This is a genomic window from Bradyrhizobium ferriligni, assembly GCF_056837965.1.
Genome location: NZ_JBXEJO010000005.1, coordinates 124,589 through 136,471 on the forward strand (window position 1 = coordinate 124,589; position 11,883 = coordinate 136,471).

The 11,883-nt window shown below is 58.2% G+C and carries 12 protein-coding genes; 7 read left to right on the forward strand and 5 right to left on the reverse strand.

The window, feature by feature from the left end:
- Positions 1 to 1,081 precede the first annotated feature (1,081 nt).
- The 3 genes from AC1VNY_RS04420 to AC1VNY_RS04430 form a co-directional block, all read right to left on the reverse strand.
- Positions 1,082 to 1,282, reverse strand: coding sequence for a hypothetical protein (locus AC1VNY_RS04420; RefSeq protein ID WP_482404242.1), 201 nt, complete (start codon positions 1,280 to 1,282; stop codon positions 1,082 to 1,084).
- A 565-nt stretch (positions 1,283 to 1,847) separates the two neighbouring features.
- On the reverse strand, positions 1,848 to 2,033 hold the full coding sequence (locus AC1VNY_RS04425; protein WP_482404243.1) for a hypothetical protein: 186 nt from the start codon (positions 2,031 to 2,033) through the stop codon (positions 1,848 to 1,850).
- Positions 2,034 to 2,317: 284 nt separating this feature from the next.
- A complete protein-coding gene (locus AC1VNY_RS04430) occupies positions 2,318 to 2,542 on the reverse strand; it encodes a hypothetical protein (protein ID WP_482404244.1) in 225 nt (74 codons plus the stop codon).
- A 1,192-nt stretch (positions 2,543 to 3,734) separates the two neighbouring features.
- Here AC1VNY_RS04430 and AC1VNY_RS04435 point away from each other — a divergent pair.
- Positions 3,735 to 4,439, forward strand: coding sequence for a Crp/Fnr family transcriptional regulator (locus tag AC1VNY_RS04435; RefSeq protein WP_482404245.1), 705 nt, complete (start codon positions 3,735 to 3,737; stop codon positions 4,437 to 4,439).
- A 311-nt stretch (positions 4,440 to 4,750) separates the two neighbouring features.
- Here AC1VNY_RS04435 and AC1VNY_RS04440 read toward each other — a convergent pair whose 3' ends face one another.
- Positions 4,751 to 5,050 carry an MAPEG family protein gene (locus AC1VNY_RS04440; RefSeq protein ID WP_482404246.1) on the reverse strand — a complete coding sequence of 100 codons (300 nt, stop codon included), beginning with the start codon at positions 5,048 to 5,050 and terminating at the stop codon, positions 4,751 to 4,753.
- A 273-nt stretch (positions 5,051 to 5,323) separates the two neighbouring features.
- Between AC1VNY_RS04440 and AC1VNY_RS04445 the strand changes: the two genes are divergently transcribed.
- The 4 genes from AC1VNY_RS04445 to AC1VNY_RS04460 all read left to right on the forward strand — a co-directional run bounded on the left by AC1VNY_RS04445 (position 5,324) and on the right by AC1VNY_RS04460 (position 8,383).
- Positions 5,324 to 5,914 (forward strand): SLC13 family permease, encoded by a 591-nt coding sequence (locus AC1VNY_RS04445; RefSeq protein ID WP_482404247.1) that lies wholly within the window; start codon positions 5,324 to 5,326, stop codon positions 5,912 to 5,914.
- Positions 5,915 to 6,226: 312 nt separating this feature from the next.
- Complete coding sequence (locus AC1VNY_RS04450) at positions 6,227 to 6,706, forward strand: DUF2231 domain-containing protein (RefSeq protein ID WP_482404248.1); 480 nt, start codon at positions 6,227 to 6,229, stop codon at positions 6,704 to 6,706.
- Positions 6,706 to 8,049, forward strand: coding sequence for a PQQ-dependent sugar dehydrogenase (locus AC1VNY_RS04455; protein ID WP_482404249.1), 1,344 nt, complete (start codon positions 6,706 to 6,708; stop codon positions 8,047 to 8,049). Before AC1VNY_RS04450 ends, AC1VNY_RS04455 begins: the two co-directional genes overlap by 1 nt.
- A 163-nt stretch (positions 8,050 to 8,212) precedes the next feature.
- The gene (locus AC1VNY_RS04460) at positions 8,213 to 8,383 is read left to right on the forward strand and encodes a hypothetical protein (protein ID WP_482404250.1); all 171 of its coding nucleotides are present in this window, start codon (positions 8,213 to 8,215) and stop codon (positions 8,381 to 8,383) included.
- Positions 8,384 to 8,577: 194 nt separating this feature from the next.
- Here AC1VNY_RS04460 and AC1VNY_RS04465 read toward each other — a convergent pair whose 3' ends face one another.
- Complete coding sequence (locus tag AC1VNY_RS04465) at positions 8,578 to 9,462, reverse strand: NAD(P)/FAD-dependent oxidoreductase (protein ID WP_482404251.1); 885 nt, start codon at positions 9,460 to 9,462, stop codon at positions 8,578 to 8,580.
- 612 nt (positions 9,463 to 10,074) lie between these two features.
- On the opposite strand from AC1VNY_RS04465, the gene AC1VNY_RS04470 reads away from it, so the two are divergent.
- A complete protein-coding gene (locus tag AC1VNY_RS04470) occupies positions 10,075 to 10,488 on the forward strand; it encodes a TspO/MBR family protein (protein WP_482404291.1) in 414 nt (137 codons plus the stop codon).
- A gap of 378 nt (positions 10,489 to 10,866) precedes the next feature.
- Positions 10,867 to 11,256, forward strand: a complete 390-nt coding sequence (locus AC1VNY_RS04475; protein ID WP_482404252.1) for a PRC-barrel domain-containing protein — start codon at positions 10,867 to 10,869, stop codon at positions 11,254 to 11,256.
- Positions 11,257 to 11,883: the final 627 nt, after the last annotated feature.

The window sequence follows — 11,883 nt, forward strand, 5'->3', positions numbered from 1 at the left end:
TTCGGGGGGCCTAGCCTTATGCGTTAGGGGTTCTCGGCCTGGAGAGAGCCGAGGACTGGATTCAAGCTTCCTTCGACGGCGGCGTCCGTATGGGGAAAAAGGGGAAATTGTTTCAGGATTCACACGGGTTATTTTCGGATCGGCGCGTCGTTTGGGATGATCCGAACAACAACGGGCGGGTGATTTTCATCTCCAATTTTTTCAGCCCCAGTTACGACGGTCGCTGCTACTCGGTGACAGCGGTTCGATCCAGATTGGCCCCAGCATGATCCGGATGCTGGGGTCTTTTTTATGAGTAGGAACGAAGCGCAGGGCAGGGGCATTGGTCGCCCGGTGCCGCACCGCTACCGGCACGAGACACCCAGCTAAACACTGGCCCCAGCTTCACAGCTGGGGCCCTTTTACGCCGTCCAGTTAGGACACTTGCCGCGACAAACTAAGACATCCGACCGCATCGGGAAGGAGTAGCAATTTCTGACACTGGTGTTAGCTTTAAAGCCTCGGGTCACGTCCCGACTCGGCATAGGACGACGGGCCCCGGCTCCGGCCCTTAGCCCCCCAGAGGTGCTGGGGCCGATTTCTGTTATGAGGCCGCCAACTGGGGCGGCCTACACAGGCCTAATTTTCGTTTTCAGCTTACGATCGATCAACATCTGGGCCCGGCTCTTTGCTAGTTCTGCCAACCGTGTGCGCACGGTATGGCGGGTAGTTTCTCCGCCGATCTCAATGACGACCTCGAACTGATCGTCGTATAGGCGTTTTACGTCGAACGTGACGCCTCTGTGGGTGAAGGTGCTTGGCATACCCAGGGGATAGCAAATCGATGTGGGGTCCTTGCACCGGGATGCTACGGGAAATTGTCACACTGTAGGAATGGATACCATGCAAGGCCACTTGCGCAGGGTGGACTTAATCTCCTCGAACCATGCTTCTGGGGTAAAGTCGCGCTGATCGGCCATGGGCCGCGCTCCCTTGCTCATGCAGGCGGGAGCGCAAATCGGTCTCTCAGCCACCGACGCCTACGGACAGAGCCTTGGCCGGTGATGTCGCACGATAGCGTGAAGCAGGCTCATCAGCTCGTCTATTTTGGAGGCTGCAAGCCGGGACAACGCAACCATTCACTCATGTGAGCAGCCGCATCGGCCTGCCGGGCCTTCTTCAGAAGGATTTCTTTCTCGATACCTGGACCGAGTGTTTTTGCTTCCTCGCGAAGGCTCTTGGCCTCTTCCGCCAAGCGCTCTTCCAGTGAGTGCACTTGCTTGAAACGACGCCGCTTCTGCATTGGCGCTGCTCCCTAGTTAGGTTAGGCGGGAGCGCGGTGACAGCGTTCTCATCACCGGTAGATACCGAGGGCCGCGCGGTGACGAATTCACGTTGGTCTAGCGGAAGCTGTGATTCTATAACACCGGTTAAATGTCAGGAACTCTTCGAAAAAAATGTTCTGATTGGGACACCTGCAGCGGCCGTTCGCGGATGACGGCAGGGTGCGATACGCTCTGCGACTTGTCGTCGGCTTAAGCATTAGGCAAATAGGAACGTTTCTCCACGGGGCCCGATTGAGCACAAGTCTTGGTGCTTCAACGTCGGTAGCACCCGACACGGCCTCGGTGCTCTCCTCGTGCTGGGGCCGTTTCTTTTCGGGAACAAGTGGCAATTCTTGGCGTTGCAAACGTCGGTCGGGTTGAGGAGTGGGACGACCATCGGCTTCAGCATTCTCTCCGGGTTGCTGGGGCCGGTTCTCTGAGGTGCAGTATGACGGACGAGCGTCGAGATTGACCCTCATCATCGGGTTTCTGAGCATCGCAGTCGCGGTGATGATAATCGATCTAGCCTGCTAGGGCAGTGCCTCAGTGCGTAATTTTTAGATGGCTGGCCACCCGATCCTCGTTGTTCGCCAGCAGCTCATAATCATGTGCCAGCTTGAGATAGGCCCGACGTATCCCGTCGTCCATCGCGTAGGACGATAGCGTGCGATATTCTTCTGCTACGTGTCGGTGTCTGGCCGCCTCAGCGGCGTAATCGTCCGAACTCATGGGCGGGACCCTAAGGTGACCCTACCAGATCATGTCGGCTAGGCGAACAGGTCTTTGCCCGGCCGCAGCATCCTCACGAAGGTTCCGCTTTCGTGGTACTCGAGCCACTCATGGCCGATCGCGTACTGCAAGCCGGCCCAATACTCAGCCGGTGTCGCCTTGTCCTGGTAATCATCGGGTAGTTGAACGTTTCGATGTAGATCCTGCCATCCTGGATCGGCTCAAAGGCGCAGGCGTGCTCCACGAGCCTGCGGGCGGCTTTCTCGGGGTCGGAGTTGGGGCGGTCACGTACGTATCTCATTTCTCACCTTGGGTTGCTTGGACAGCACGTAGGCGATTCTCCACTCGTTAAAGTCGTAGATCCCGGCCCAGTGATGAACAAGCTTTCCGCATTGCCGGCAATCGAAGGCCCCGGAAGTATTCGTATGGGTTGAGCTGCGTTCTTGGATCGCCGAATAGACGATGCCGCAGCCGATACAGGTGAAATAAACGGTGACGAGAGGCGCCATAATGCCTCTTAACAATCAAGCTCGGTCAGCGTTCCTCAGATCGGCCGAACCGCCCTTTAGCCGCATCTTCTTAGGATCCCCCGGCGCGGTTTCTTCGTGGCCGCCACCGCGGCGGTCCTCCTTTGTCTTCATCGTCGAATTCCATTGCGCCTTTGCGCAGCATAGATGTGAGGGGTGTGAATCGGGCTTTCGGCCGGACGGCGGCTATCAAGTGTCGTCGCCGCAGGGACAGCGCATCGGCGTCGACGGCTGTTGAGAATGCACCTTTTCGCCGCGGTCCCAGTTTGCGAGCGATCCAGTCGCGCTGATCGCGCCAGGCCTGGAAGTCCGCCTCGGTCAGGGTCGGCAGCAACTCGCCCCATGCCGCCTCGAACCCAGAGCGTGCCTCGTCGAACGTCGCGGCCGGGCCGCGGGTCGATCGAGCGCAGCCGGGCTAGAAGAAGCTAGAAATTTGGTGCTGGGCGTGGTGTTGGAAGCAATACTTCGGGCCAAAGCGTCTCTCTAGCAGCAGACTGGCTTGGCATCGCTTTGATGTGCCACGCCCTACTCGGCCTGGGTACCCACATTGTGAACCTGAAGGAGCAACTCGTATTGGCGAGCCTTCTCCAACAGCGCATCTCGAACCGGACCTGGAGGGAGGAGCTCGGCTTGCTTGCGAGCTTCTCTTGCGCATTCTGCGCTGACTTCCTGTTCTCTAGTCATAACTCGGTCTCCGCTCTTTTCGGACCGCTGCCGCAGAGTTGCCGATGCTTTCGATGGGCTTGCAAATTTCCTCTTTCGAATACCAAGCTCATGGTCCGAGCATTCTAACTCGGCAGGCAGCGTCCTTTTTTTAACGGGAGCCCAGTCGCCGCGTTCCTACTCGGAACTGGCGAGGTGGTTCAAGCGTTCAGGGGGCAGGAGGTGCCGCTCATTGATCACTTCATCGCTATTCCTGATCATGTTGCAGCGCACCATCGAGGTTTTGAATAGATTGGCCGGCGGTAAGAGCGGCCTCTTTCCCAAGCCTTGCGGGAAGGTCCACGCCGGTCTCACCGGACTGGCAAGCCATGCTGGATATGGAAAAAAAATATCGAGACATGCGCGTCGTTGAGACTCAGAGGTTGCGCTTAAGCTGGTGGAATCAGCTCTATCCTCCGGGTTGCCGGTCAGGGCCGTCCAAGGTTGAGTACGCAACCTCAAGGAACTTCAGATGCCGATCGAGATGATGGTCCGCAAGTTGCGACTGCACTCCGAGTTGCCTGATGAAAATATCGAGGCGCTGCGGTCGATCATGGCGCCCGTCAAGACTTTGCCGGAAGATTCTATCATTGTGCGCGAAGGAGACCTCAGCACGCAATGCTGCGTGATCCTGAGCGGCTTCGCTTACCGGTCCAAGACTGCGGAAAACGGCAAGCGGCAGATCCTCTCGTTCCACATAGCGGGCGACATACCCGATCTGCAAGGCCTGCCGCTAAAACGAATGGACCATGATCTGACGGCGCTTTCGGAAACGCGGGTGGGCTTCATAAATCACGACGCGCTCGAACGCGTCCTAGAAACGCGGCCGGCCCTGACGCGAGCACTCTGGCGCGAAACGCTCGTTGACGCGATGCTGTTTCGCCAGTGGATCGTGAATCTCGGAACGCGATCGGCCTCGGGGCGGATGGCTTATTTGATTGGTGAACTGCGGCAGCGGTTGGCGGCAATGGGACTGGTCGTCAATGAGCAGTTTGAGTTCCCGATTACCCAATCTAAGCTGGCCGATGCGCTTGGCCTGAGCATCGTCCACGTCAATCGAGTGCTCCAATCATTCCGAACCGAAGGCATCCTTGATCTCAAGCGTAAGGTCGTAACGCTTAAGGACATCGAGAAGATTGTCGAACTAGGCGGGTTTGACAGTCTTGATGACAAATAATCAGGCACGTGCTTTGCCGACCGTCACCGGGCAGGTCTACGATAATTCAACGCGGATGGTGGAAGCGCGCGGTCCCCGACGACGCTGCGCCCGAGTTGCATAGGTTTATCGGTGAGACCGCCCAAATCGGCTTGCGCCTTACCGCCCAATCATCGGTCCGATCCCATTCCGCGCCGGTTAGCCTTCTGATCGCGCCGCCGCGGGCTAAGCTGCTAAGCAATCGCCAGCACCAGTATACTGCGATCACTACCTGACGGCGAAAGCGGTGAAGCGCAAGCTAACCGCCATAGGGCTCGTCGAGATAAGATGAATTATCGATTGTCCGATACGGGCGCCAAGCAACCAAAGCGCCATCGTGTCGTGACTGACGTTCTTGACGTCATGACCATGACCGCCAGCAATCCACCAAATAGCGGGAGACCTTCAATGCAGTTTGCGTGCGCTCGCGCGAGACGTCTCATGAACGGCGATAGCCCGGCGTTGTCTGGAGTAAAGCCGTTTGCCGCAATCGATCCCGTTAGCACAAGGTAGGTCCGAATTGTCTCCATCAAAACTAGAAGAAGGAGTGTCCACGCAATAAATCCGGTTAGTGCGCAGGCAGTGCTAGACATAGATCGCTTCCCAACATGATCGCATCAACATTAACCCCTTTTCGACGAACGCTCGCTACAAAGCGATCCATCCAAACGCCGTTTTTGTTATCCAGATGGCGAAAGCAGTTTGGTGTGAGTACGGGGATTGCGATCAAGTTAGCTTATCTCAGCCTTCCAATGCGAGGTTCTTCACGCTTGCCGCAAAGTAGCCCGTAGCGTCCCTTCAGAAAAGATCAACTATTAACGAACCATAGGCGACCCAACGGTTGAGGTTTCGCTATCGAAGCTTCTATGGAGCGGCGCGCTGCATCTCGCCGCAATCTGCTACGCGGCGATCGCGCTGGAACATCCGCTCAAGATCAACAAGTCCGCCTCGGCGAGGAGGTGACGGAAACTATTGGAACGACGGCCAAAATCGTATTTTTCCTGATGGGAGCCATGACGATCGTCGAGGTGATCGATGCCCATGACGGATTTGAGATCGTTACGGCGCAAATCCGGACCAGGAAGTTCGCCACGCTACTGTGGCTGATTGTCTGGATTACATTCTTTCTAAGTGCAATCCTCGATATTCTCACCACCACCATTGCAATGGTGTCGTTGCTCCAGAAGCCGCTCGATAAGAAAAAAGGACCGGCTCTTCTTCGCAGGGATGATCGTGATCGCGGCAAATGCCAGCCGAGCATGGTCGCCGATGGTGATGTCGCGACCACCATGCTGTGGATCGGGGGGCAGGTGACCGCCACCGGGATCGTGGAGGCGCTCTTCGCGGCATCCGTGGTCAATCTACTCCTGCCGCTTTGCATCGTCACGGTCGGACTAATGGGGCGACCCTTTGTGTACCCCTCGCTGCACAGCAGGTGTCCACCACGCCGCCCTTAGAGCGGAGCCTTATGTTTGCCCTCGGACTAGGCGTTCTCATAAGCCTTTTTGATCCAGCTAGCTTCATCCGGTGGCATGGTACTCGTTTGGAGATGCAGGTACGTGGACATCGCTCGGCACGGCCAATCGTCTCCATAGACGCTACCAGGGTAACCCGATGGTTCGCGGGAAAATTCGGGAGGCGAGATCGCCGGCCGGACCGGAAAATCGACTGGCCGGCATCGCGACGGCGGCCAAAGACCGCCCTACGGTGCGGCGTACTTAGGAACCTCGTTCCAAACGTGCCGTTGGACCTCTTTCGGAGCGGCGCAAATGCAAGAGGCCACGGTCACGCCAATCACCACACGTTCGGTCATTCCGGCCTCGACGGCAAGGGTAGGCACGCACCCAATCCATCCGATGCTGGTGCCATATCCGATCGTCTGCTTTGTGGGCACGCTGGTGACCGACATTGCCTACTGGCAAACAGCTGAAATGCAGTGGGCGAACTTTTCGGCTTGGCTGTTGTTCGCGGGGCTTATCATGGGGGGCCTTGCCGCGATCGCCGGCTTGATCGACTTCCTGGGCAACCGCTTGATTCGCCGACTGGCCTATGCCTGGCTTCACATGATCGGAAACGTGATTGTGATGCTGCTCGCGCTGTTCAACGCGTTCGTCCACAGCCGTGACGCCTGGACCTCGGTGGTGCCGACCGGGCTGGTGCTGTCAGCGCTGACCGTCCTCGTGATGCTGTTCACGCTTTGGCTCGGTTGGGCCATGGTCTATCATCATCGGGTCGGAGTGGCGGGCTGATGCGGTTCGATCTGACAAACACTCCTCAAATTGCACTGACGGCAGCGCTGATAGCCGGGTTGGGCCTTGGTGGCTGCAGCAGGGAGACGGCGCCCGACCCGAAGACCCAGATCGGTGCACGTCCTGACTTGCCGGCGCTAGAGCAATATCTGCTGCCGCCAATGCACGTCGCCTCTGTTGTCGGTTGGAAGCAGGGCGAGAAGCCCAAGGTGCCGGATACCTTGCAGATCAATGCGCTCGCGACCGGACTGCAGCACCCGCGCTCGCTTTATGTGCTTCCGAACGGCGACATCCTGGTCGTCGAGTCCAAGGCGCCGGGGACCGAGCCGATCAAGCGGCCAAAGGACTTCATCATGAAATGGGTGGAGTCGTGGGCGACCTCCGGCGGCAATACGGGCGAAAGCAATCGCATCACGTTGCTGCGCGGCGCCAAAGCCGATGGCAAGCCGGAGATGCAAAGCGTCTTCCTCGACCACCTTCATTCGCCATTCGGCGTCGCGCTGGTCGGCAACGACCTGTACGTCGCGAACACCGATGCGATCGTCCGATATCCGTATCACGAAGGCGATACCAAGATCACCGAGCCGGGTCAGACCCTGACACAGCTTCCGGGCGGGCCGATCGATCATCACTGGACCAAGAGCCTTGTGGCAAGCCCGGACGGCGCGTTGCTCTATGTCGGTGTCGGCTCCAACAGCAACATCACCGAGAACGGGATGGAGGCGGAGAAGAATCGGGCGGCAATCCTCGAGGTCGAGCGTTCAACCGGCCGCTGGCGGATTTTTGCCAGCGGCCTGCGCAATCCCAACGGCCTGACCTTCGAACCGCAGACCCGCGCGCTATGGACCGTCGTCAATGAACGCGACGAGATTGGCCCGAATCTCGTGCCCGACTATCTGACGTCGGTGAAGGAGGGCGGCTTCTACGGCTGGCCGTACAGCTATATCGGTCAGAATGTCGATCCACGGGTGCAGCCGCAACGGCCGGACCTTGTCGCGAAGGCCACCGTTCCGGACTTCGCGCTGAGCTCTCATGTCGCGCCGCTGGGGCTCGCATTCTACTCCGGGGAAAACTTGCCGTCGTCCTATCGGGGCGGTGCTTTCATCGGCGAGCACGGTAGCTGGAATCGACCGCAGCTCAACGGCTACAAGGTTGTGTACGTGCCGTTTGCCGACGGCCATCCGAGCGGACCGGCGCAGGATGTCGTGACCGGCTTCCTGAGCGAGGATGAAAAATCCCGCGGCCGGCCGGTGGGATTGGCGATCGACAAGTCCGGCGGCCTGCTCATTGCCGACGATGTCGGCAACACCGTGTGGCGCGTGACCGCCTCGGGCAGGCTCTGACGTCCCGCTTGGTCGTGAGGCGACTGCGCAAGCGCGCAGGGGCTGGTGCCGGAGGGCACAGTTGTCGCATTCTGGAACCGTTCACACCCGTTGGATCCACAGCGCCTCTGGCGCAGGTTCATGGCCACAACGAGATTCGATCCTGGAGGTTACGGTGCCGAATATGCTCGAGGAAAAGCTGAGGGAAGCGATCATCGGCGAGTTGAATCGACAAGCCGCCAACCGTCCGGAGTTGCTGCGCGTGCATGATGCAGAAGATCTTGCCGTGCACGGCAGCATCGATCTCGATGCGCTGGTGATGGTGATCGCGGGCTCAGTCGCGGGTGGGCCGTGAGGGGACCTGGCGGCATCGGAAAGACGATGCTGGCTCCGGGCCGAGAAGGAGACGCGCTAGGCTGGCGGAGCCAACAGAGTTCGCATTAGATTGGTATTTATCGGCATGCCCGATTTCTACGACCTTTCTATCGCCACTGAAAGGCGAGCACTGGGAACGCTTGCAACAGAGATTAAAGGGCGGTGAGGCGCCCCCTAGTCGCAGAGCCCGTCGCGCCTGAGAAAGGCTTTGTTGATGGCGACCGCGGCCTTCGCGCCTTCGCCAATGGCGACCGCTACGAGCAGAACGTCGCGCGACACGTCGCCCGCGACATAGACACTTGGTACGCTGGTCTCCTCCGTCATCGGGTCGGTGATTGCGCCTCCCTTTATCGTCCCGCTTGCAGCCGAGATACTGCGAAAGATGGGACGCTTGGCGGCAACCAGTCGAGAAAAACAGGCCCGAGCACGCAAGGCAGGATCCGCTCTTAAAGTTGATCTTTGCAAGAGCGCCCCCGGGCCCTCGAGCGATCGGATGCGCTCCTTGCGCAGCGTGATCCCGTGCTGCTCGAGCCGGTTAACCGCCTGCTCGCTGACTTCTGTGCCATCGCTGCAGCATACGATGTCGTTGACCCAGTGCTTCATCATCACAGCAAGATCCGCACCCTTATCACCTTTGCCGTAAGCAACAACCCGTTTGCCGGCGTATTCGTAGCCATCGCAATAGAGACAGTGATGGGCCGAGATGCCGTAAAAGGCCTCTATCCCGGTAAGCTCGGGGAGCTCGTCAATAAGCCCTGTCGCCAGCAGAACTTTTGCAGCAACGCCGCTGATCCCATCGGCGCAGACAAATCTGAATCCGCTGTCGGACGGATCGATTTCTGTTACACGGGTCCGGCGGATCAAGACCGTCTGATGGCCGGCTAGCTCCCCCCGAGCGTCATGCAGGAATTGCGCGGGCGAACGGCCGTTAGATCCGATTAACCCGTGAATCTTTGGCGAGGCGCGGTTGCGTTGCTGCTGGTTGTCGCAAAGCAAAACGTGCCGGCGGCACCTCCCTAAGATCAAAGCAGCGTTTAATCCGGCGGGGCCGCCCCCCATTTACAAGGACGTCAACAACCATGGTGCAACTCTAGCATGACCGAATGTACCTCTGGCAACAGGGAACCTTCACTGGCCGTCCCCGCGTTAAGGATTCCGGAAAGTGAAAAATCCCCACGCTGAAGAAAACGGATTTAACGCCGGAAGAGCGGCGCGAGCGAAAGCGGTTGCCGGGAGAAGCAGCGCGAAAGCAAGATCGGGCGGGCGGAGAAGATGTGCGTCAATGGCACAGTTCGCTAACATGAGTTGTCGATGTTCACCGGCCTGTGCCATGTCGTCGATGCTTCTCGGAAGGAAGTCGCTCGCATCGCCAGGATCTGTGATCTAGCCAAAGCGCTCGGGAAGTCCCAACCAAGACATATGGATCAACTTCTCCACGAGGATCGGCAACGGCTCGCTCATGGGAGCAAAACAGACATCGGAATCGATGGTTCCTAGTGTAATCTGCGCCCGGCCCTAACTTGATTTCTTATCGGGCAGGAGGCCACGGGTGGCATCACCCAAGTCAGTTGATTGCTTGATGCCTTTATTGCTTCTTCCTTGCTCTCGCTTAACACCCAATGTCAGATCATGAAAACCAGAAATCGAAGTCTGCTAATCTTTCTTATTGCTGTGGTGGGTATTGGTTGGCTGATCGGCGTAATCAACTTGCCCGGTAAATGGTACGCCGCATTGCAGAAGCCGTCATTCAATCCCCCAAACTGGGTTTTCGCGCCAACCTGGACGGTCCTGTATGTACTGATCGCAATCGCTGGATGGCGAACGTACCTACAGGAGATCAATGGCCTGGCCTTGCAAGTGTGGCTCGGACAGATGGTGCTTAATTTTCTTTGGTCTCCCATCGTTTTCCGATTGCACAACTTGGCTATGGGCCTTTCGGTCATCCTTCTGATGCTGGGTTTGATTCTTTTTTTTATAGGCCTGCAATGGCAAGCCAATCGGCCAGCGGCTCTCTTATTTATCCCGTACGCGGGGTGGGTGGCGTTCGCATCGCTTTTAAACTTTGCTTTGTACCGCCTTAACTGAGCTCCTGGTGCAGTCAGACCATCGCCAGACGAAAAGTGCACGTACCACGCCGGGCGCGATGGTTTTTGAGACCAGCCGAGGCCGCCGCAGATCGGACGGTCGAAATTGATGATACCGAGCAGAGCGCGGGTAAGCGTCGGGTGGTTAGCACCCAAAATGCTCCAGATTGAATCCAAGGTGACGGAGGCCGAAGCTGAGCCGTCTTAATAAGGATGCTCCCGGCTGCGTTTAAGCTATCCGGCTGACCTCTCGTCACCGTTGATGAGCGAACGAAGTCTTGCTCAGCCCGGTCCTGCAAATGCCTATCGTGCGTTTTGGAACAATGAGGGCTGGTTGTCGTTTCCGGAGCCCGTCTCAGGGCTTATCGGAGAAGAGAACATGAAGCTAACGACTATCCTGGCAGCATCCGCGATTATCGCATCTTGTTCAGCCGCTTTCGCCGCGGACACGATGACGGCTGCCCCGCCTGAAAGTTGGACCGTGACCAACTACTACAAGCAGAGCGTTTACGATCCTAAGGAGTCCAAGATCGGCACGATCGACGACGTGTTGGTCGATAAATCCGGCAAGGTGACCGGGCTTGTCATCGGCGTCGGTGGATTCTTGGGGGCCGGCGAGAAGGATGTGATCGTGCCGTTCACTGCGGTCAGGACCGAAAAGAAGGACGACAAGTGGTGGCTCACGTTGGACGAAACGAAGGATGGTTTGAAAGCCGCACCGGGCTTCAAATACGATAAGGCCAGCACGACCTGGGTTCCCGAGAAGTAACGAGAAGCAATCTAGCATCCGGCCGACCAGTCTGTGATTTCTTAAACTGGAAAGGCGGGGGCGGATTCGCGCCTCGTCTTGGCGAACGCTCCGCAAAAAAGGCCCGCTCGGGATGCCGAGCGGGCCTTTGACGATCAAGGTCGCACTGGCGCAGAAGATCGCCGGAAAGGCCCGCATCAGCCCATCGGCCGCAGGCTTCCCCAGTCCGCGACCAGGCCGGCCACGACGGTCGCCAATCCGCCGAGCGCAAAACCCGACATATTCGCAGGCGCGTCCCTGCTTGAGTGCTAACAGCTTGACGTGCACGACCATGACGGTCGCCCGATCAATACTTGCTTGAGGCCCGCAGCCATCGAAAGCCAGATTGCAAGAGCGGCGGGGGCGGCCCTCAGCGCCGACCAGTCGGCCCGCATCAGAAACTGCGGACAACAACACTGTAGGCCGCGAGCGCGATCGAGCCGAGGATCATCGAGCGTCCTTCTCGCTTGCAACGCAGTCGCCGCCATGCTTGTAGAAAGCGAGGCCGAGCGTTGCGAGCGCGACCGAGGGCGTAGCGCCAAACATTCCAGCTAAACTCTTGGATCGCAGCATGTCACCGAGGTTAGCGAACAAGGAGAGACCAAGCCC

Excerpts from the sequence above, each read along its gene's own strand:
- AC1VNY_RS04420 (WP_482404242.1), bottom strand. The coding sequence starts at position 1,282 with ATGCAGAAGCGGCGTCGTTTCAAGCAAGTGCACTCACTGGAAGAGCGC.
- AC1VNY_RS04425 (WP_482404243.1), bottom strand. The coding sequence starts at position 2,033 with ATGAGTTCGGACGATTACGCCGCTGAGGCGGCCAGACACCGACACGTA.
- AC1VNY_RS04430 (WP_482404244.1), bottom strand. The coding sequence starts at position 2,542 with ATGGCGCCTCTCGTCACCGTTTATTTCACCTGTATCGGCTGCGGCATC.
- AC1VNY_RS04435 (WP_482404245.1), top strand. The coding sequence starts at position 3,735 with ATGCCGATCGAGATGATGGTCCGCAAGTTGCGACTGCACTCCGAGTTG.
- AC1VNY_RS04440 (WP_482404246.1), bottom strand. The coding sequence starts at position 5,050 with ATGTCTAGCACTGCCTGCGCACTAACCGGATTTATTGCGTGGACACTC.
- AC1VNY_RS04445 (WP_482404247.1), top strand. The coding sequence starts at position 5,324 with ATGGAGCGGCGCGCTGCATCTCGCCGCAATCTGCTACGCGGCGATCGC.
- AC1VNY_RS04450 (WP_482404248.1), top strand. The coding sequence starts at position 6,227 with ATGCAAGAGGCCACGGTCACGCCAATCACCACACGTTCGGTCATTCCG.
- AC1VNY_RS04455 (WP_482404249.1), top strand. The coding sequence starts at position 6,706 with ATGCGGTTCGATCTGACAAACACTCCTCAAATTGCACTGACGGCAGCG.
- AC1VNY_RS04460 (WP_482404250.1), top strand. The coding sequence starts at position 8,213 with ATGCTCGAGGAAAAGCTGAGGGAAGCGATCATCGGCGAGTTGAATCGA.
- AC1VNY_RS04465 (WP_482404251.1), bottom strand. The coding sequence starts at position 9,462 with ATGGGGGGCGGCCCCGCCGGATTAAACGCTGCTTTGATCTTAGGGAGG.
- AC1VNY_RS04475 (WP_482404252.1), top strand. The coding sequence starts at position 10,867 with ATGAAGCTAACGACTATCCTGGCAGCATCCGCGATTATCGCATCTTGT.